Here is a 20,160-nt window from a genome sequence, read left to right on the forward strand (position 1 = left end):
ATACAATGCAAGCCATGACAAAAATAGCCTTAATCAGTGCCAGTGTTCTTTCTATGGGTGCTTTGACTGCCTGTCAATCTACCAGTAATGTACCGAACAATGAGCATCGCCAAATGATGAAACATCATCATGAGGGTAAAAAACAGCATCATCTTTCGCCTGAACAGCGCGAGCAGTTTAAGGAAAAGCGTGCGGAACGTCTGCAATTTGCCAAACAGCTGCAACAGGCCTGTGACAATAAAGCCGTAGGTTCAGCGGTTCAAATCAAGGCCGGTGATAAAACCATTGATGGCAGCTGCACTATCGTTTTTAAAGCCGATCGTAAAAACATGCAAGGCCAACGCGGTGAACACCGCGGCATGAAAGGTGAACATCGTCCAATGCGTGCCGATGTCCGTGGCGGCATGATGCGCGGTGAAGCATTAACTGATGCAAAACGTGCAGAATTGACCAAACAGTTTGATCAACGTCTGGCTCAGCGTCAGGCACAACAACAAGCGATGCTGCAAGCCTGTCAAGGCAAGAAAGATGGTACTGCTGCACAGATCAAAGCAGGTGAACAAACAGTGAATGGTCAATGTCATGTTCGTTTCCAGCCCAAAACATCTGCCTATTAATGCATAGGAATCAATGATTCACGACAAGCACCTTCGGGTGCTTTTTTATTGCGTGCTATTTACACTGGATAGTTGACTATTCGTATCATACAAAATATGACTAAAGCCTTTATACTCAATATGTTTAATACGTCATGCATATTAATCTTTGACTTTACAGTCACCAAGAAATCCCCCTGAAAAGCTTGTACCGCAGGGGAAGATGTTGCAGGATTAGAATCATTCCAAACCGTGTCAGTGAAGATACGTTTTTAGTTCATCTAAGATTATAACGCTGGTTAAACCAGTATTGAGGAAACCGATATGCCACAATACAAAGCGCCTTTACGTGATATGCAATTTGTGTTGCATGAATTATTAAATGCTGAACAACACTATGCAAATCTCCCTGCATTCCAAGAAAACGTAAGCCGTGAACTGGTAGATCAGTATTTAGAAGCTGCGGCTGATTTCTGTGAAAATGAACTCTCTCCGATTAACCAGGCGGGCGACCGTGAAGGTTGTACCTGGAATGACGGCGTGGTGACTACACCAACAGGCTTTAAAGAAGCGTATCAAAAATACATCGAGCTGGGCTTCCCTTCACTTTCTGCTGAAGAACAGTATGGCGGTCAAGGCTTACCGAACTCTTTAGGGATTACCATCTCTGAAATGGTCGGTACTGCGAACTGGGCATGGGGCATGTACCCTGGCCTGTCTCACGGTGCGGTTCGTACTTTAGAACACCACGGTTCAGCTGAACAAAAAGATGCTTACCTGCCTAAACTGGTTTCAGGTGAGTGGACGGGTACCATGTGCCTGACCGAATCGCATGCAGGTTCTGACCTGGGTATTATCCGTACCAAAGCCGAGCCACAAGCAGATGGCAGCTACGCCATTTCTGGCGAGAAAATCTTCATCTCTGCGGGTGAACACGACATGGCTGAAAACATCATCCATATCGTACTGGCACGTTTACCGGGCGCACCGAAAGGCACCAAAGGTATTTCATTATTCATCGTACCGAAGTTCAACCTGAATGCCGATGGCTCTATTGCCGATCGCAATGGCGTACGTTGTGGTTCAATCGAACATAAAATGGGGATCCACGGTAACGCAACCTGTGTGATCAACTTCGATAACGCGAAAGGCTTCCTGATTGGCCCTGAAAACCGTGGTCTGAACTGCATGTTCACCTTCATGAACACCGCACGTATCGGTACGGCAGTACAAGGTCTGGCAGCGTCTGAAGGTTCTTTCCAGGGTGCACTTGCCTACGCAAAAGACCGTCTGGCGATGCGTTCACTGTCTGGCCCTAAAAACCCGGAAAAAGAAGCAGATCCAATCATTGTGCATCCAGCTGTACGTAACATGCTGCTAACCCAAAAAGCATATGCAGAAGCAGGTCGTGCACTGGTTTACCTGTTGGCGCAATATGCGGACGTGGTTGAACATGCTGTAGAAGAAGCCGATCGTAAATTTGCAGACAATATCCTGTCTCTACTTACCCCAATCGCAAAAGCATTCCTGACTGAAACCGGTTCTGAAGCTGCGAAACACGGTGTGCAGGTCTTCGGTGGTCATGGCTTCATTTCTGAGCATGGCATGGAGCAAATCGTACGTGATACACGTATTGCCTGTTTGTACGAAGGTACCACTGAAATTCAGGCGCTGGACTTGTTAGGTCGTAAAGTGTTGGGTACTCAAGGTGCGATGTTGAAAGACTTCACCAAGATGATCCACAAATTTGCTGAAGCGCACAAAGACAATGCTGCAATGAAAGAATTCGTTGAGCCATTGGCTGCCTTGAACAAGGAATGGGGCGACCTGACCATGCAAATTGGTATGCGTGCGATGCAAAACCCTGAAGAAGTCGGTGCAGCTGCGGTCGATTACCTGTACTTCTCTGGTTATGTCACCCTGGCTTACCTATGGGCACGTATGGCACTGGTTGCTCAAGAGCAACTGGCTGCTGGCACCACTGAAGTTGACTTCTACAATGCCAAAGTGACCACTGCACGCTTCTACTTCAAGAAAATCCTGCCACGCGTTCGTTCACATGTTGACGTGATCGCAACAGGTGTAGAGCCATTGATGAACCTGGATGCAGAACATTTCGCATTCTAAGTTAGAATCAGACTAATCGCATCACAGAAAAAGGACGGTCAATGAACAGACAGTCCTTTTTCTTTATAACGAGTTACAGAATTAACCTTTAGTCGTCTAACATTCAGATTTTGAGTGTTTTAGACTGATTAAAACTTATTTAATCAAACAATAAACAGGTGACACACCATGCCAATTTATAACGCGCCACTTGCCGATATGAAATTCATCCTCAACGATGTCTTTAATGCAGAACAATTCTGGCAAGCCAATGAAAATTTAGCGCACCTCGATGCTGCAACAGCAGAAGCTATTCTGGAAGAAATGGCGAAATTTGCGCAAAACGTGACCCTGCCACTCAACCGTAGCGGTGATGAAGAAGGCGCAAAATATGAAAATGGCAATGTGACTACCCCTGCTGGCTTTAAAGAAGCCTTTAAACAATATGCCGAAGGCGGCTGGATCGGGTTGGGCGCAGATACCGAATGGGGCGGCCAGGAAATGCCGAAAATGCTAACGGTACTTTCTGATGAAATGCTGTTTGCCACCAACCCGTCTTTCATGCTGTATCCGCTGCTGTCTGTCGGTGCAGGTATGGCCTTAAACAGCTATGCTTCACAAGCGCAAAAAGAAACCTATTTACCTAAAATTTATTCGGGTGAATGGTCGGGCACCATGTGCTTAACTGAACCACATGCCGGTACTGATCTGGGGATTATCAAGACTAAAGCTGAACGCAATGAGGATGGTAGCTATAGCATCACCGGCACCAAGATTTTCATCACTGGTGGTGACCACGACCTGGCGGAAAACATCATTCATTTAGTTCTGGCCAAAACACCAGATGCACCTGCGGGTTCACGTGGTATTTCCCTGTTCATCGTACCGAAATTCCTGGTCAATGAAGATGGTTCTGTTGGCGAACGCAATCCTGTAGGGCCAGGTTCTATCGAACACAAAATGGGCATTAAAGCTTCTGCGACCTGTGTCATGAATTTTGATGGCGCTAAAGGTTATCTGGTGGGTAAAGAAAACGAAGGTCTGGCTGCGATGTTCGTGATGATGAACTACGAACGCCTGTCCATGGGGATTCAGGGCTTAGGTGCTTCTGAATTTGCTTATCAAAATGCTGCACAATACGCGACCGATCGTTTACAGGGTCGCAGTGCGGCTGGTGTTCAATCACCAAGCAAACCGGCGGACAGTATTCTGGTGCATGGTGATGTACGCCGTATGCTGCTGAATGTACGTGCCAACAATGAAGCGTCTCGTGCCTTTGCAGTCTATGTCGGTCAGCAACTGGACATTACCAAGTTCTCTACCGATCCAGAAGCCGTGAAAAAAGCCAATGACCGCGTGGCACTACTCACGCCAATCGCAAAAGCCTATTTAACCGATACTGCCTTCCAGGCAACATTAGATGCGCAAATGGTGTTTGGTGGTCATGGCTATATCCGTGAATGGGGCGTGGAACAATGTATCCGTGACCTGCGTATTTCCCAGATCTATGAAGGCACCAACGGCGTACAGTCACAAGATTTAATCGGTCGTAAAACCATTAAATGTGGCGGTGAATATATCTCTGAATATATCTCTGAAATCCGTGACTTTGCCAACAGTCTGGATGCAGACCTAAACTTCATTAAAGACGCCACTTTGGATGCAGCGACTGAAGTCGAATCGGTGACTCAGTTTATTCTGGAAGCAGCAAGAGAAAGTCATGATTTCCCGAACTCGACCGCGGTCGACTATCTGCACGCTGTCGGTCTGCTCAGCTTCTCGTATATGTTCGCGCGTATTGCCAATGCTGCGAAAAATAAAGAGGGCGAGTTCTATCAAAACAAACTGGCTTTGGCGAATTATTTTGTGCAACGCATTCTGCCTGAGCTGGCTCTACGCATCACCAAAGTAAAATCAGGTTCTGACCTGATCATGAACTTCTCTGAAGATTACTTCACGACTCAAGCTTAAGCTGAAACAGCCATAATCAAAAACGCCTGCTTGATGCAGGCGTTTTTATTACAATTCGAAACTTAAACTTTCTGAATCATTAAAGAATCCGGTTGATTATTGCTTTTCGGATTCAGATGTTTATTCACAATTTTGATATTCCCCTCTGACTCTAAAGACTCGCAGAGTTCCACCACCTTTTGCATATCTTCAGCCTTAATGCCTACGCCGAGGATTAATTTTTTTCCGGCTTCTAATTGGTCAATTTTTGTTTGAATTTTATCTAACACTTTTTTCTCCTATTTATTCAATGTACCACCCATACAATATAGCAATTTAGTCTAAAAAAAGCGCAAAAGTTCAAATAATTTAATCTTTATTTTTCATCCAATCATTCTGTGCATAATTTTTGCAGGTTATTCTCTAAGTATCGTTTATATCAAATAAAAATCAGGAGGATCTTATGCCGAAACCCCATCCCAAAGTTGAAAAACTTGAAGCCCTCCTCGACCGTTTTGGTAATCTTGCTGTAGAAAGTTTTCATTATATTGCGCTGTTTATTATTGGCTGTATGGTGATCTGGTCTGCCGGTCATACCGTCGTCGACATTCTAACCGTTAAACAGTTCGCCACCATTGACGATATTCTTTTACTGTTCATCTATCTCGAACTCGGTGCCATGGTTGGGATCTATTTTAAAACCAATCATATGCCGGTACGCTTCCTGATTTATATTGCCATTACCGCACTGACCCGCTTGCTCATTGCGGACATTCAGCACACGCATAAAGCCAGTATGGATCTGGTGATTATTACCGGTTCGATCCTGATTATGGCATTTGCCATTTTAGTGGTGCGCTATGCGTCATGGACCTACCCATCGGTGATTCGTGACAAACACAGCGAGAAACCAGTGCCACAAGGCAAAACGCCTCGTCCGGAAGATGATGAGTTGGCTTGATATAAAAAATCCCCCTTGAATAAAGGGGGATTTTTAACTTAACGATTCGGCACCAGCACATAACGTCCATTTTCATAAATCCAGTAACTGCCACGCGGTGGTGCAGGTAAGCCCAGACGCTGCCAGTCACTGATAACGCTATATCTTGAACTTTCAATTCGAGCCACATTCGGATCGCCATTCACCCAGCTATAGCTATTGGAATTTTGATAAATCGTGGTCGGTGCCTGATACTGGATATTGAGACCACTTTGACTTTGAGCAGGCGGATAACCCCAATGGGTCGGTCGTTGCGGGTAATGTGGTCTAGGTGGCATCGGACGCTGCGGATAAGAGTGCCGTGGTGGATCATAAGAGCGTGATGGTGCAGCGCGGTAATTCGGCTTAGAACGTTCAACCCCTGTATATCCGCCCCAAGCGTTTCCGGCCATCGTCTGTGCAGAAGCCCCCAATAGCAATGCAGCAAATATTGCACTCAATAACACTATTTTCATTTGAGCTTCCTCTCAATCACTCGTCTATATTTTAAACAAAATAAATGCAGAAAATATGAATACGCTTACTGACCCTGCAATTTTTTGTAATGTGCCTGCGTATTTTCAATCTAGCAGGCCCATCGGCAGGCGACTGCTTTATGCTAAAATCACTTTTTTAATGTTTCGAGTTGAATACTGTGTCTGATTTAAATTTCGATCGTTTACATGAATATTTTTCTAAAGTGCCGAGTGTTCAAAAAGAACGGATTGATAGCTATGGTTCAGATGGCAAACAGGCATGGTGGTTTAAATTTCAGATCAATGTAGATCATCCGTTGGCTTGGCAGACCGTACAGGAACTAGGTCATGTCCTGAATTATATTTCTAAAAATGAACGTCTTCCGACTCAGTTCCTGCCAGTATCGCCACCACCGTATATGAATGGTGTCGCCAAAGATTTCTTGTCTTGGGTGATTCAATGTAATCATGCCGACTTCCCGCCAGATGTCGTATGTGACTGGCTAGAAGCACGTTTACCCAATCCGGTCGACCATGAAGAGCAATGGAAAATTAAAACGGATCTTGCTGAACTTGAAGCATTGTCCGATAAAGAACTGGATGAACTGGTTCCACCGAATCCGGGGCCTTAAAAAATCCCTCCTACCCTCCCTTTAAAAAAGGGAGGTAAAGTCCCTCTTTTCAAAAGAGGGATTTAGGGAGATTATTAGAGATGCTAAAACGTCGACCAGCCGCTCCATTCCATAAAGCGATACAGCCAATATTTAGACCATGAATTGTCTTCATATTGTCTATAGTCCACACTCATCACACGGCCATTCAGATTTGACCATGCACCATCAAAATATTGTTGGGCATCTTTAAACACTTCTGCCTGATGCTGACCCAGCACGCGCATATTGGTTTCCAGATTATAGTTTTTCAGATTGCGTGCGGTGAAATTGGCCGAGCCTAAAATCATTTCAGCCTGCTGAGCATTACGCTTCATCAATATTTTGCTATGACATTGCTCACCCTGGGTATTGCACCAACGTACATCAATGCCTGCCTTGTGCAGTTCCGAAGCCACCTGTCGGTTTGGAATCCCGTTTTTCTCACGGCCAAAGGCATCTTTATTGGGATCGAGTAAAACCCGAACCTTAACCTTGCGTTCATGCGCCGCGATCAGACTTTTAATAATCTTGCGCTCGGACAGATAAAACATGGCCAGATCAATCTGTTCATTTTCTTTCGCCGTCTGAATCAGATTTAAAGTCGCATTATAAATGGCTTTTTCCGTCAGGACCTGAACTTGTGGCTGGGTATTTTCTGCCTGAAAATCGCCCGCGATAATGGCTGGCATATTGGCCTGTGACATGATGCCGACCGATTGTTCTGTTCTCAGAATATCCACGGCTGTGGTTCCCCAGACCAATAAACCGATATTGGAATGCCGCGAACTCCCATCATGCGGATTCATGGAGGTGACCAGCGCTTTCCAGCCCTGATCGGTGTCTACCACCAAGGTTTTACGATGATTGGCTTTAAAGTTAAATAAATCAAAATAACTGCGCAGAGTAATTTTTTCTGGGCCAAATGGATTCGGCAACCAGCCTTTTTCCGGATTATTACCAATGCCCTGACAACATAAATACCAGAACCCCGACCAGCTCGGATTGGACGCCCGCAAAGGGATCAGATTGGTTTCAATTACATCGATACCATGCTGACGTAACTTGCGATACTGCTCGGACTGAATTCCGCCATAGACTGAATTGATCGGATCGGTAATGAACTTGATTTCAACTTGCGGTTGCAGCAGACGTTTACTGATTAAGGCATCGCTCAACTGTTGACTCAGTGCCTGATGTTGCTGCGTAGATGCACCGGTTTGCTGATTAAATAAAAACATGTCCAGCACAATCAGCGATTTGGCTTCTTCAATCATTTTCAGCATTTCATTAAAAATACGATGATCTAAGTGCTGTTTTCCTTCGGCATCCAGATAAGTCCGGTCGGCCAGAAACTTGACTTCGGCATGGCGCAGCTTGCCGGTGTAATTCAGACCTTCTGGTAAAGGCTTATAAGTATGATAAACAGCAGATGCCAGATAACTGACCGCCAGTAGACTGATAATCAATGCCGCATAACGGCGATTTGACCAGTTCAGTTTATTGTGAATTCGTTGAAAGATACGCATAAGAAAAAACCTAACCCAATATGCTCAGGCTAGGTTTTATCAGATGATTTTTCAAGTCAATTTCAGTGACATCTCTTTGATTTGGTCAGTTATTTCATCACTGCTTTAGAAATCATACTGCACACCGACGCTAAAGTTACGACCGACTTGCGGAATATTCGACAGGAATGAAGTATGGGAATAGACCTGATCATCGAGCAGGTTATTGGCCTTGAAATACACCCGATAAGCCTTGTTATCTGCAAGGGTATTGGTATAGCTTAAGCCCAGATTGACCATGTTGTAGCCTTGGGTTTCCTCTTCATAACTGGCAATTTTGTCCTGATTGAAGACATGATAATATTCAGCCAGACCTGACCAGCCATCGGCAAAATCTGCTTCCACTTTGCTGCCTAAGCGACCGGCAGGAATACGTGGTGCATTCTCAGCTTCAATTTTGCCACGCACATAATCGCCAAATACACTCAGCTTGTACATATCATTGATTTGATAACCGGCTTGAGCCTCAGTGCCATAGAATCTGGCTTGGTCTTGCGTGTAATCAATTAAACGAAATGCGCCGTCATCTTCATCATCTGTGATCGCGCCATAAATATAGTTATCAAACCAATTGTGATAAACATGCACATGATAATCTAACTTTTCACCTTCAAAGTGGAAACCAAGCTCAAGGTTATTTGACTTTTCTACATCAAGCGCAGCATTCCCACGTTCATAGGTACTAGTCGCAAAGTGAACACCATCCGCATATAACTCTTGTGCAAGTGGTAAACGCTGTTGATGTGAACCAACAATCGATAATTTATACTGTGGTGCAAATTCCCAATTTGCCGCAGCAGATGCTGAAACGCCTGTGTCTGAATAATCAGAAAATTGATGTGAGTCCACATCAATTTTCTGATGTTCTATACGTGCGCCAAGCTCTACATGCACATCACCCAATTGTTTATGTTCCAGACCAAAAAGACTGTACTTTTGGGTTTTGGTATCTGGCATCATTACTGTTTCATGCGAATGATTGCCGTGCTTTTCTACCATACCTGACAAATCAATATCTTGCTGGCTATATTGCGCACCAATCACCCCTTCCCAACCTGCAACAGGAGTATGTACAAGCTCTAGACGTGTATCATACGCTTTACTTTTAAAGTTGCTGACCACTTGTCCTTCTTCAAGCTCGTCATGTTCATAATCCGTTACACTGGCATGCGCACGAAGCTTTTCAAAACCTGCAATTGGGTCAAGAAGCTCAGTACGAAGCTCATAGCGTTCAGAGTTTAAGTCAACCCAAGGACCACCATGTCCATGCTGATCAACAACATTTTGTCCTGCACTTGCACCATGTCCACCACAGTGCAGCTCATTGCCATGCGGATGACACTCATGATATTCATGGCTGTGTCCTGGCAGACCATACTGATCCTGACGGTTGCTATAAGATAAGCCGACAAAACCACGGTCATGGATCCATGATCCACCAATATTCACCGTTTGCCCTTCGGCAAAGGTATTGTCTACACGGCGTTTTTTTACACTATGTTCATGCTCATGTATATGAATCTCACCATTATCTTCAACATGCTCTTCTTTGTGGGTATGCGTATCAAAATAACCAGGGGCAATATAATCATTGGCCTTACGTTTTGAGCCTTCTACACGCAAAGCAAAATTTTCACCAATTCCAGCCGTAATTCCTGCACTCGCCAGTTTCTCATCACTGCCCGTGTTATAGCGCAGACCGACTGTACCTTCCAGACCATCTTCAGGCATTTGCGTTGGAATTTTTTGATCGGTGACATTGACCAGACCACCCACTGTTCCTGCTGCATAGAGCAACGTCGATGGCCCACGAATCACTTCGACCTGTTTTGCCAAAATCGGATCGACGGTGACGGCGTGATCTGGAGATAACGTGGAAACATCGGCTGTCTCTGAAGCATGCTGCAAGACTTTGACACGTGGCCCATCTTGCCCACGAATCACCGGACGGCTGGCCCCCGTACCAAACTGGTTAGAATATACGCCCAGTTCATCTGCCAATGCATCTCCAATGGTGGTTGCACGTTCAGACAAGGCTTTCTGATCTACAACATGATCCGCTACCGCAAAGTCCGCTGCAGTCTGCACCAGTGGATGAGCTTGCACCTGAATGGTGTCCATGGTCTGCACGGGAATGGAAGATGAGGTCTGTTCTGCAAAAACTGTAGGGGCAGCTACAGCAAAAATTGAAAGTGTTATTAGATTCTTAGGGAAGGACATGACTGAAGCTCAAATTCACCATTTTGGATGAATGTTATAATATAACATTTCATTGTTTTTGCAATCCTTTACGATAATCCATCGCATATTTTATTAGAATGTGTTTTCTGGTTATTTTCATCTTTAAAAAAACTTTTATGCCCTTTACCCTGTCTCATGCTGTACTTGCGCCACCTCTTTCACGTTTAAGCGGAAACCGGCTTCCGATTGCTGCATTGGCGATTGGCTGTATGGTGCCCGATTTACATCGTCTGTTTAGTTCCAGCAATTCGAATGTTACGCATTTATGGTCCTCGCTGATTCATCCAGACCTGTGGATCGGGTTGGGCTTTTGTGCAATCTGGTATGCTCTATATCGGCCAGCCATTTACCGCTTTGTCGGAATTCAGCATGATCTAAATATTCACACTCTCATTTCAGCATTCAAGTTTTTTCTGGCAGTTTGTCTGGCGGTGATCATCGGTACTGCCACGCATTTAATCTGGGATGGTTTGACTCATGTAGACTTTCGTACTTTTGCTTTTCATGATTTTCTAGCACGACCATTTCAGCTTTTTGGACACAGTTATCCGCTGCATCGAATTTTACAAATCGGCACTTCCTTTCTGGCCTTACCGTTTATGCTGTGGATGAGCGTGCATTACTATAAAAAACATCAGCAATATCTGGCAGTGAACCTGAAAATCAAAGCTTATGCCTGCGGATTATTGCTGTTTTCGATATTCACTGGCCTATTTTCAGTCTGGGATTATGCACGTTATATCTCTACAGAAGTCTGGCAATCCGATCTGTACTATTTTACCGGCCGTTCCATCAATCAATTCAGTCAGGGTTTTCTGATCACCTTTAGTCTGGGCTGTTTGCTGTTTTTATTTTTAGATCGCGATCGCCGGATGGGCTAAGCAAAGTGCTGGCTTTTATCTCATTCACTTTAAAATGATATTGTTTTTGACCCAAGTTCTTGTGACAACATGCCCAAAGAGGCATAATCCTACCTCTACTCAAAGCGGTACGCTGTTTACGTATTCGCTGACCTTAACCCATATAGTTGGATTTCTAACGCTATGATGCGAACTCATTACTGCGGTTCTTTAACCGAAACTCAAATTGACCAGACTGTAACATTATGCGGTTGGGTTCACCGTCGCCGTGACCACGGTGGTGTGATTTTCCTTGATATGCGTGACCGTGACGGTCTTGTTCAAGTGGTTATTGACCCGGATACCCCTGAAGCATTCGCAACTGCGGACAAAGTACGTTCAGAATTCGTATTAAAAATTACAGGCCGTGTACGTCGCCGTTATGAAGGCACAGAAAATGCCAATATGGTGAGCGGTCAGATCGAAGTCTTGGGTAAAGAAATTGAAGTTCTTGCTCAGTCAGACACTCCGCCATTCCCTTTGAATGACGAAAACACCAATATTTCTGAAGAAGTTCGTTTGAAATACCGTTTCTTGGACATCCGTCGTCCAGAAATGTTAGATCGCCTACGTTTCCGTTCTAAATTGACCAACCTGATTCGTAACTACTTCGAAGACAATGGTTTCCTAGACGTTGAAACTCCGATTTTGACCCGTGCAACCCCAGAAGGCGCGCGTGACTATCTGGTACCAAGCCGTGTATCAAACGGTAGCTTCTATGCACTGCCACAATCTCCACAGCTATTCAAACAGTTGTTGATGGTCGGCGGTATCGATCGTTACTACCAAATCGCAAAATGTTTCCGTGACGAAGACCTGCGTGCAGATCGTCAGCCAGAATTTACCCAGATTGACGTTGAAACATCGTTCATGAGTGACGATGACATTATGGATTTGATGGAAACCTTGACAGTTAAAATGTTCAAAGAACTTTTAAATGTTGAATTCGACAAATTCCCACGTATGACTTATGCCGATGCAATGCGTGACTATGCATCTGACAAACCGGATATGCGTATTCCTTTGAAACTGGTTGACGTTGCAGATATGATGCAAGACGTTGAATTCAAAGTATTCGCAGGTCCTGCTAAAGACCCGAAAGGCCGTATCGTTGCGCTTCGCGTACCGGGCGCAGGTTCATTGCCACGTAGCCAGATTGATGAATACACCAAATTTGTCGGTATCTACGGTGCAAAAGGTTTGGCTTATATCAAAGTCAACGAACTTGAAAAAGGCATCGAAGGTCTTCAGTCTCCAATCGTGAAATTCATCGAGCCAATCGTGCTGGACCTGTTGAAACGTGTGGGCGCTGAAAATGGCGACATCGTATTCTTCGGTGCGGACAAAGCCAAAATCGTAAACGATGCGATGGGTGCTTTACGTATTAAAGTCGGCCATGACATGAAATTGGCAACATGTGAGTGGGCACCGCTTTGGGTCGTTGACTTCCCGATGTTCGAAGAAACTGACGATGGCAAATGGACCTCTGTGCATCACCCATTCACGCTACCGAAATCAAGCGTTGAAGAGGTGAAAAACAACCCGGGTGCTGCACTTTCTGTTGCTTACGATATGGTATTGAACGGTACTGAAGTGGGTGGTGGTTCGCTGCGTATTCATAACCTTGAAATGCAAAAAGCGATTTTTGAAGCTTTAGGCATTGATGAAGAAGAAGCGGAAGAGAAATTCAGCTTCTTGCTCAATGCTTTACGTTATGGCGCACCTCCACATGGTGGTTTGGCATTCGGTCTTGACCGTCTGGTAATGTTGATGACTGGTGCATCTTCAATCCGTGACGTGATCGCATTCCCGAAAACCAAAACTGCGGAATGTCCATTGACGCAAGCACCGGCACCAGTTGAATCAAACCAACTGCGTGACCTTGGTATTCGCTTACGTGAAAAACCAAAAGCTGAATCTCAAGAATAATTCTTGAAGATTTAAGTGAAAAGCCCTGCCTTGCGCGGGGCTTTTTTTGTGTGATTGAGTCGACTCTGGAACAGTGGCATAATAGCGATAGTTTTTAATCTAAGGTAATTCGCAATGGCTATGCGTCCTGCAGTTCGTAATCGCAGCATTATGCTTATTGTATTTTCAGTGGTTCAATGGCTGTTCATGCGTTATATCCTTGCCAACAACCTGTTCAACCTCGATACCAATGAACGTATTGTGTATTTTTGCCTGAGCAGTATTTTAGGTGCCTTACTGATTTTCGTCGGTTTGATTTATATGGTGCTGAAGGGCAATCCAGATAAAGACCTATAATCTGACGCTCTGGATAGCATGTACACCTTACTGAAAAATTTCTCCAAATTTCCATTAAGATTTATTCAAAATCTTGCGCAACTGGCTGGATCTCTTTTGTATCTCAGCCATTCTTCTGCACGCCGAGTAACTGAGATTAATCTGGCCTCTGCTTATCCAGAACTTTCGAAATCTGAACGTGCTGATTTAAGCAAACGCAGCCTGAAAAGTCAGTGTATGACCTATGCGGAATCGGTCAAGATTTGGGGTTCATCACCAGATTATGCGCTGTCTTTAATTCGAGATGTGCATGGTGCAGATTTATTTATTCAGGCTTTAAAAAACCCGCATGGCTGCTTGGCGGTAGTGCCTCATTTTGGCACGTGGGAGCTGTTGAATGTCTGGGTCAATCAACATACCTCTCCTGTGATTATGTATAAGCCCAGCAAAAATGAAGATGTCGATCGCTTTATGCTGGAAGCTCGGCAACGTCTGAATGCGACACTGGTTCCGACCGATGATTCTGGTGTGCGTGCTTTATTTAAGCATCTCAAACAGGGTGGTTTTTCTGCGATTTTACCGGATCATGTCCCGAAAGAATCTGGTGGAATCTATTCTTATTTTTATGGTCAAAATGCGCTATCTTCTACGCTTCTTTCCAAACTTGCGGCTAAAACACAATGCTCTGTGGTTGGACTCAGTTGTTTAAGACGTGAAGATTTATCGGGTTATGATATTTACGTGACTGAATTATCAAATGATATTTTATCGAAGGATTTACAGCTTTCTGTTGATACCTTAAATAAAGAAATGGAGCGCATGATTAATGTCGCTCCAGAACAGTATTTGTGGGGATATAAAAGGTTTAGGAGGTTAAAAAATATTTTTGACTTCTACAAGTAAAATTAGTTTGTAGAAAACTATCTTCTTATTAATTCAGAAAAACGTTATAATTCATGAAATAGTTTTTATCTGAATCATATATGAAATTAGCTGTATTATTATTTGGACATATGAGAACTTTTCAAGAGTGTTCTCAATCTTTAAAAGCTAATCTACTAGAAAAATATGACTGCGATGTTTTTATCCATACATGGGATATAACAGATACCAGTCGATTTAAAAATAAAAATGATAATCTAAACCTACATAAAGTAGAGGGAATTTATAAACCTAAATCCATTAAGGTAGAACATCAAAACTTTATAGAAGATATAGGAGAGTACTCAAAAGATAAAGACTCAAAATTAAAAAAAAATAGTGTTCCTTTACATGGTTTAAAGTATATGCTACATAGTATGCATGAAGCATACTTACTAAAATCTAATTATCAAAAAATACATAACATAGAATATGATTATGTAATAGTTATTAGACCTGATGTAAAATTGAATACTGAATTCAATTTAAATAATTTTATCAAAGAATTTATTATAAGTGCAAATACTGTAATCAGTTTTAGTAATTATCCTTCAATGCTAATTACCGAACAAAAAATGCAATCAGTATATAAAGCGTCTGATATATTTTTATTATTTTCAGAGACTTCTATTAAAAACTACTTTAAAGACTTTAACTTCTTTGAAAAATTTTATATAGATTATCCAAATCAATTTCCTACTTTTAGTTTTCATCCTGAAATGTCTTTTCATGAAAGTATTGTTAGACGTAATATGAGCCATCAATTTTATTTATATAACTATGATGTAGTGAGATTTGATTCGAAAAATAATATTATTGTACGTCCTACTAATAAGAATCTTTACTATAAAATAAAGGGTCATAACAATGAAAAATATAAAAAATACTTTAAATTTAGTCTAGCTATCATATTAATTCTTGTTCTAATAATTACCAACCTCCTTGTAAATTAAGTAATAAATCATGAAATCAGATCAACTTTCTATAGTAATTCAAGGTCCTATTTATCAGGAATACTCAATAAATAAAAATGTCAAAATTTTAAGAGAGAAATTTAAAAATTGTCAAATCATCTTATCAACAAATGAGTTTTTTGAAGATATAGAAAATATTTTCGATAAAGTTATTATTAATGAAGATATAGGTGTACTTTCACCACTCAAATTTGATTCTAGAGTTAACAATATCAATAGACAAATAAAGTCAACTTATGCTGGGATTGAAGCATCAGATAGAGAGTTAATATTAAAATTAAGAACAGATCAAACGTTAAAATCAGATAAAATTTTAGAAATATGGAATCAAATTTTAAATTATAGTGATACAAGAGATATTAAAAAATCCTCTGAAAGAATTATCACTATTTCATTATACTCTCTTAATCCTAATTTTAATGAAAGACTTCCTTACCATATAAGTGACATTCTTTTACTGGGCTTAAAAGAGGATTTAATACGATATTTTTCCTGCCCTTATTATACTGAAGAATATGCAAGTTGGTATGAAAGGTACCCTCATGCTATTTTTTCAAATACGATAGAAAAAAAATTTAGGTCTAGATATGCAGTAGAACAATGGCTCTGTTTAAACTTTCTTTTCAAAGAAGAAAAATTTCCAATAGCATTCCACAATGATCATAATAAAGAAATAATTAGCAATTTTGAAAATATTCTAGTTGATACTTTTTTCATATGTCACCCTAAAGATATTGACCTAAGTATGCCTAAATTTCAAAAATCTTATGATTCTGAATTTTGCAATCTTTTCTGTTATTCTACAAATGATATTTTAGAAATGTATAGAAAAAAAAGGAATATTATTATTAATTTGAATCCAAAATATTCCTTTCCAGATTCTATTAAATTTCGTCAAAATTTAGCTAAAATTTATAAATGGTCTCCATATTTACTTAAAAGAATATTAAATTTAAAGAGAACTTATCGAAAAATCCAAAAGTTATTTCTTCTTTTTAAATAAAATATGCTTGTTACTTTATTGAAGTAACAAGCACAAAATACATAATTAAATGCAATATTCTTTGTATAGCCTTAAAGCATTCAATAACATAGCTTCTTGTCTATCTTTACGATCACTATGTAAAGGTACCATCGAGACAAATAATAAGATAACTAGAGGTAAAATCTTCTCCGTCTCCAAATCTTCAATTAAAATTAAATCTAAATATATTTTTTGTATTTCATATATTCTTTGATCTATATCAAAATCAATTCTGACATTTTTCGTTTTAGAGCCAAGGATAAAATACCGACCAGCCATAATATGATCATAAAGACCAATTATTGAATGCGTTAATTTAGCCAAATCATATTTTTGATCACCGTAAATAGAAATTTCCCCATTAGCATTAATTCCTCTTGGATCAATTAATTTTATTCTATTAGAACGTGAATCAAAAAGAATATTACTAAAGCAAAAATCCCCATGCATTATGGAAGGATAACTCTTTAATTCTAAGACTTTTTGTATACAATAATTACAAATATATTTTAATGAGGGTAATTCCAAACCATCATAAAAATTGTGTGTATCTAAATTAACACTATTATATTCTTTAATACTTGAAAGTCTTGAGAATGTCTTATCTCTTACTAATTGTATAAAATCTTTCCCAACAACATCAGATAAATTATTATCCACATTACTTAAACTAGAAATATTTAAGAATTCTCTAATACGCAAAAAAATAGTATTCCACTCTATAGGGGCATTCTTACCATGAACAAATAATTCATTTAGGGGAAGATTAGGCAAATATTCAAGTGCATAAGTTACTCTACCACTTTGTTCGGTCGCTTCATGAATTAAATGTGGTACAAAAATCTTTAACTCTGTAGGAATACTTTTAAACCAATTACTTTCTGCTAAAATTTTTTGACTAGGCTCTCCTGATTTAAAAAGAATTCCATTCTTTATACTTAGATCATTAAAAGATCTCTGAGTCGTTATGAGTGCTCTTGATCGAAAATATGTATTAATATGTCCCAAATCCAACCACTGTTCACATATATAAATATTCATTGGAACTATAGAACGATACATTTGTACAGCCTGAATAAAATCAGCCCTGTTTAAAGCAAGACACTGTAATAATTTTTGTTTTGATGAAAATATAAAATAACCACACCAAACTAATGGTAATTCATTAATATGATCTTCTATGAACCACTTGTAACCATCTTGTGTAAATGCCGTACCTATTAAATCTTTATTTTCTAAACTTGGAAACTCCCTTATTAATGTATCTCCATAAATCAACTTCAAGGTTTCCAATTCAAAATCTACAACATTTAGAATATAACTTATTGATTCTGATAGCGTAAATTCATCTGGAACACTAAAATAATTTAAATCCAATTCTCCCAATAATTTCGATTCACTACACGATAGAATATAAGATTCAGGTAAGGAAAGAATTATTTTCTCGTTAGGATAATAATCTCTTAATTGAAAAACTTGGTGTTCAATTAATTTTTTATTACCTAAAGGTAAAAAGCACGGGGGGATTTCGCCCAACTCAGTTTGGAATTCATTTACAACATATGCTGATGAACTTATTAAAATCATACTACTTAAGTACCCAACATTTTATTAGAGATATCCATAAATTCTGTAGGAGTTCCACAAAACTCTATGTCAGTTATATCAATTAAGTCATATCTTATATCACCACCTTCCTGAATTATTAAGTTATACAGTGGTGCTATATAAAGCTCTCCTTTTACAAACTTGTTATGCTCAATTCCCTTTTCAACTAAATTCAAATATTTTTTTACATTTTTGAAAAAATAGAGTCCATCACTACATAAATTTGATATACGTTCTTTCTCAGTCGTTCTAATCACTTTTCCGCTATCATTAATTTCTATAAAAGACCAATGATCTCCTTCGCCTTGAAAAACTTCAATATATCCGTCACATTTTTTTGAAATATTTGGTTTTTTAAAATGATGTCTATATGAATCAATATTAAATACATATACTTCTTCAGTTAAAACATCAACTTTATCTATAATATTTTTTAAACCTAAATATACAGTCTCGGCTTGACCTCTTGTTTCATCACTTAAGACTACAATAATAAAGTTTAAGATCCCAAGCTTAGTACACTTCTCTTTAACAAATTCTTGTGTTTCGTATAAATCTCGTACTATAAATAAAAAGGTATCTGTCTTAAAATAATATTCAAATGACCTCATAGACCACTCAAACATACTCAAATTATTAGGCAACACTAACTGATACTTTGGCTTTACATAACCTGCTTTAAAAAATCTAGAACTTAAGCCTGCCATTGGAATTATAAACATATCAATCCTTTGTTATTTAAACGAACCTATTAATTTCTCAATTTCATCATAATCTAAATTTACAAACTCATCAGGTCGGATAGCTTTATCATCCACATAAAATCCTTCAAAACCACACCACGGTTTTCCTATATAGATTTCGTCATATGGCACATCATTTTGATTTAGCCATTCTATAATTATAGGTAATGTATTAGCTGTGATTTTTCCTGTATTTCCCTGATATGTTCTCATATTTCGACTTGTATTAATGACGATTTCAAAACCTTTATTTTTATATTCCTTCATTTTTTTTACTACTTCATAAATCGGTTTCGAATTCATATAATCGCCATTTTCTGTTTGGCAAATAGTATCATCCAAGTCCATAATCAATCTTTTCATTACACAACCCTATTTAAATCGATTTTTGTCTAAAAATATAAACCGCTTTTGTGCTTTAAACATTACTTGCAAATAACGACAAGCCATGTGCCATTGCCCTAAAATCCTACGCTGTTTAAATACTTTCTTCTCAGCGACAGATCGGTAAATGGGGTTATAATGTTCAGAACGCCCAATTGTAGAGTCAAACTGATTTTCTGCTATTAGACCATATGCTTGTAATTGATCTTCTTGAATAATCAGTGCTGGCTCAGCTTGTAATACATTTAATTCATATGCACTAAAAATAAATCCATCTGCAATTGCAGGTGCAGTTTTTTCAAGCCTTTTTAATAACTTTTTAGCACCCGATGGATAAAGTAAATATCCTGCTGCCCCAGTTCGGTCTTGATATAAATCAAACAGCTTTATTTGACAATCCTTCAACACTTGCATTGGCTGCTTAGAAATAATTTTTTTACGGCTTCTTACTTCAAAATTAATTAGATCAATATCTAAAAAATTTGCAGCATCAATTTCGCCTAATACTGATGCCATCGTTTGAGCAACTACGGCATCATCTTCTAAAATCAGAGCAGGCTGTTGAGATAATATAATTTTCTCCCAAGCCTTTTTATGACTCAGAAAACACGCAACTTCAACTTTTCGTAATGGGCGCTGCCAACCAAAACCTAATCGTTCGTAATCTTGGTCACTGATATCATTGGTGGAAACTGCAGCAATACGCTCAAAGTTTAAATTTAACGTTTCGAATTGATCTTTTTGAAACGCTAAACGTTGCGTCGATGATTCTAGATTAATAATGAATATTTGCATAT

Annotated in this window: 19 protein-coding genes; 11 read left to right on the forward strand and 8 right to left on the reverse strand. The window is 39.9% G+C overall.

The window, feature by feature from the left end:
* Positions 1-5 precede the first annotated feature (5 nt).
* The 3 genes from FTU95_RS11805 (at position 6) to FTU95_RS11815 (ending at position 4,673) form a co-directional block, all read left to right on the forward strand.
* A complete protein-coding gene (locus tag FTU95_RS11805) occupies positions 6-617 on the forward strand; it encodes a hypothetical protein (protein ID WP_180040512.1) in 612 nt (203 codons plus the stop codon).
* Between the two features lie 303 nt (positions 618-920).
* On the forward strand, positions 921-2,723 hold the full coding sequence (locus FTU95_RS11810) for an acyl-CoA dehydrogenase C-terminal domain-containing protein (RefSeq protein ID WP_005095752.1): 1,803 nt from the start codon (positions 921-923) through the stop codon (positions 2,721-2,723).
* A gap of 168 nt (positions 2,724-2,891) precedes the next feature.
* Positions 2,892-4,673: an acyl-CoA dehydrogenase C-terminal domain-containing protein gene (locus tag FTU95_RS11815; RefSeq protein ID WP_100534592.1), complete on the forward strand. Its 1,782-nt coding sequence runs from the start codon at positions 2,892-2,894 to the stop codon at positions 4,671-4,673.
* 62 nt (positions 4,674-4,735) lie between these two features.
* On the opposite strand, the gene FTU95_RS11820 is transcribed toward FTU95_RS11815, so the two are convergent.
* Positions 4,736-4,942 (reverse strand): hypothetical protein, encoded by a 207-nt coding sequence (locus tag FTU95_RS11820; RefSeq protein WP_005095746.1) that lies wholly within the window; start codon positions 4,940-4,942, stop codon positions 4,736-4,738.
* Positions 4,943-5,115: 173 nt separating this feature from the next.
* Between FTU95_RS11820 and FTU95_RS11825 the strand changes: the two genes are divergently transcribed.
* Entirely contained in the window at positions 5,116-5,613 is a 498-nt protein-coding gene (locus tag FTU95_RS11825; protein WP_180078598.1) for a phosphate-starvation-inducible protein PsiE, read from the forward strand.
* A 38-nt stretch (positions 5,614-5,651) separates the two neighbouring features.
* Here the strand turns inward: FTU95_RS11825 and FTU95_RS11830 are convergent, their stop codons facing one another.
* The gene (locus tag FTU95_RS11830) at positions 5,652-6,107 is read right to left on the reverse strand and encodes an RcnB family protein (RefSeq protein WP_005095740.1); all 456 of its coding nucleotides are present in this window, start codon (positions 6,105-6,107) and stop codon (positions 5,652-5,654) included.
* Positions 6,108-6,286: 179 nt separating this feature from the next.
* On the opposite strand from FTU95_RS11830, the gene FTU95_RS11835 reads away from it, so the two are divergent.
* Positions 6,287-6,739: a hypothetical protein gene (locus tag FTU95_RS11835; RefSeq protein WP_005172612.1), complete on the forward strand. Its 453-nt coding sequence runs from the start codon at positions 6,287-6,289 to the stop codon at positions 6,737-6,739.
* An 83-nt stretch (positions 6,740-6,822) separates the two neighbouring features.
* Here the strand turns inward: FTU95_RS11835 and FTU95_RS11840 are convergent, their stop codons facing one another.
* On the reverse strand, positions 6,823-8,286 hold the full coding sequence (locus tag FTU95_RS11840; protein ID WP_180078600.1) for a phospholipase D family protein: 1,464 nt from the start codon (positions 8,284-8,286) through the stop codon (positions 6,823-6,825).
* A 105-nt stretch (positions 8,287-8,391) separates the two neighbouring features.
* A complete protein-coding gene (znuD, locus tag FTU95_RS11845) occupies positions 8,392-10,545 on the reverse strand; it encodes a zinc piracy TonB-dependent receptor ZnuD (RefSeq protein WP_180078602.1) in 2,154 nt (717 codons plus the stop codon).
* Positions 10,546-10,682: 137 nt separating this feature from the next.
* On the opposite strand from znuD, the gene FTU95_RS11850 reads away from it, so the two are divergent.
* The 6 genes from FTU95_RS11850 (at position 10,683) to FTU95_RS11875 (ending at position 16,607) form a co-directional block, all read left to right on the forward strand.
* A complete protein-coding gene (locus FTU95_RS11850) occupies positions 10,683-11,447 on the forward strand; it encodes a DUF4184 family protein (RefSeq protein ID WP_034609136.1) in 765 nt (254 codons plus the stop codon).
* Positions 11,448-11,609: 162 nt separating this feature from the next.
* Entirely contained in the window at positions 11,610-13,394 is a 1,785-nt protein-coding gene (aspS, locus tag FTU95_RS11855; RefSeq protein ID WP_180078604.1) for an aspartate--tRNA ligase, read from the forward strand.
* 114 nt (positions 13,395-13,508) lie between these two features.
* The gene (locus tag FTU95_RS11860) at positions 13,509-13,730 is read left to right on the forward strand and encodes a hypothetical protein (RefSeq protein WP_004733007.1); all 222 of its coding nucleotides are present in this window, start codon (positions 13,509-13,511) and stop codon (positions 13,728-13,730) included.
* A gap of 18 nt (positions 13,731-13,748) precedes the next feature.
* Positions 13,749-14,612, forward strand: coding sequence for a lysophospholipid acyltransferase family protein (locus FTU95_RS11865; protein ID WP_180078606.1), 864 nt, complete (start codon positions 13,749-13,751; stop codon positions 14,610-14,612).
* Between the two features lie 80 nt (positions 14,613-14,692).
* Positions 14,693-15,583: a hypothetical protein gene (locus FTU95_RS11870; protein WP_180078608.1), complete on the forward strand. Its 891-nt coding sequence runs from the start codon at positions 14,693-14,695 to the stop codon at positions 15,581-15,583.
* 10 nt (positions 15,584-15,593) lie between these two features.
* Entirely contained in the window at positions 15,594-16,607 is a 1,014-nt protein-coding gene (locus FTU95_RS11875) for a WavE lipopolysaccharide synthesis family protein (protein ID WP_180072064.1), read from the forward strand.
* 45 nt (positions 16,608-16,652) lie between these two features.
* Here the strand turns inward: FTU95_RS11875 and FTU95_RS11880 are convergent, their stop codons facing one another.
* Genes FTU95_RS11880 through FTU95_RS11895 form a run of 4 tightly spaced genes read right to left on the reverse strand, consistent with a single transcriptional unit; the run spans position 16,653 to position 20,158 of the window.
* Positions 16,653-18,215, reverse strand: a complete 1,563-nt coding sequence (locus tag FTU95_RS11880) for a hypothetical protein (protein ID WP_180072065.1) — start codon at positions 18,213-18,215, stop codon at positions 16,653-16,655.
* A gap of 5 nt (positions 18,216-18,220) precedes the next feature.
* A complete protein-coding gene (locus FTU95_RS11885; RefSeq protein WP_180072066.1) occupies positions 18,221-18,958 on the reverse strand; it encodes a glycosyltransferase family 2 protein in 738 nt (245 codons plus the stop codon).
* A 12-nt stretch (positions 18,959-18,970) separates the two neighbouring features.
* Positions 18,971-19,342: a capsular biosynthesis protein gene (locus tag FTU95_RS11890; RefSeq protein WP_180072067.1), complete on the reverse strand. Its 372-nt coding sequence runs from the start codon at positions 19,340-19,342 to the stop codon at positions 18,971-18,973.
* A gap of 9 nt (positions 19,343-19,351) precedes the next feature.
* Complete coding sequence (locus FTU95_RS11895) at positions 19,352-20,158, reverse strand: glycosyltransferase family 25 protein (RefSeq protein WP_180072068.1); 807 nt, start codon at positions 20,156-20,158, stop codon at positions 19,352-19,354.
* Positions 20,159-20,160 lie beyond the last annotated feature (2 nt).

The organism is Acinetobacter sp. YH12208 (assembly GCF_013418055.1).
GTDB lineage: Bacteria > Pseudomonadota > Gammaproteobacteria > Pseudomonadales > Moraxellaceae > Acinetobacter > Acinetobacter pseudolwoffii.

Coding starts and splice junctions, on each gene's coding strand:
- FTU95_RS11810 (WP_005095752.1), top strand. CDS start 921: ATGCCACAATACAAAGCGCCTTTACGTGATATGCAATTTGTGTTGCAT.
- FTU95_RS11840 (WP_180078600.1), bottom strand. CDS start 8,286: ATGCGTATCTTTCAACGAATTCACAATAAACTGAACTGGTCAAATCGC.
- FTU95_RS11865 (WP_180078606.1), top strand. CDS start 13,749: ATGTACACCTTACTGAAAAATTTCTCCAAATTTCCATTAAGATTTATT.
- FTU95_RS11870 (WP_180078608.1), top strand. CDS start 14,693: ATGAAATTAGCTGTATTATTATTTGGACATATGAGAACTTTTCAAGAG.
- FTU95_RS11895 (WP_180072068.1), bottom strand. CDS start 20,158: ATGCAAATATTCATTATTAATCTAGAATCATCGACGCAACGTTTAGCG.
- FTU95_RS11885 (WP_180072066.1), bottom strand. CDS start 18,958: ATGTTTATAATTCCAATGGCAGGCTTAAGTTCTAGATTTTTTAAAGCA.
- FTU95_RS11890 (WP_180072067.1), bottom strand. CDS start 19,342: ATGAAAAGATTGATTATGGACTTGGATGATACTATTTGCCAAACAGAA.
- FTU95_RS11875 (WP_180072064.1), top strand. CDS start 15,594: ATGAAATCAGATCAACTTTCTATAGTAATTCAAGGTCCTATTTATCAG.
- aspS (WP_180078604.1), top strand. CDS start 11,610: ATGATGCGAACTCATTACTGCGGTTCTTTAACCGAAACTCAAATTGAC.
- FTU95_RS11830 (WP_005095740.1), bottom strand. CDS start 6,107: ATGAAAATAGTGTTATTGAGTGCAATATTTGCTGCATTGCTATTGGGG.
- FTU95_RS11805 (WP_180040512.1), top strand. CDS start 6: ATGCAAGCCATGACAAAAATAGCCTTAATCAGTGCCAGTGTTCTTTCT.
- FTU95_RS11815 (WP_100534592.1), top strand. CDS start 2,892: ATGCCAATTTATAACGCGCCACTTGCCGATATGAAATTCATCCTCAAC.
- FTU95_RS11825 (WP_180078598.1), top strand. CDS start 5,116: ATGCCGAAACCCCATCCCAAAGTTGAAAAACTTGAAGCCCTCCTCGAC.
- FTU95_RS11880 (WP_180072065.1), bottom strand. CDS start 18,215: ATGATTTTAATAAGTTCATCAGCATATGTTGTAAATGAATTCCAAACT.
- FTU95_RS11860 (WP_004733007.1), top strand. CDS start 13,509: ATGGCTATGCGTCCTGCAGTTCGTAATCGCAGCATTATGCTTATTGTA.
- znuD (WP_180078602.1), bottom strand. CDS start 10,545: ATGTCCTTCCCTAAGAATCTAATAACACTTTCAATTTTTGCTGTAGCT.
- FTU95_RS11850 (WP_034609136.1), top strand. CDS start 10,683: ATGCCCTTTACCCTGTCTCATGCTGTACTTGCGCCACCTCTTTCACGT.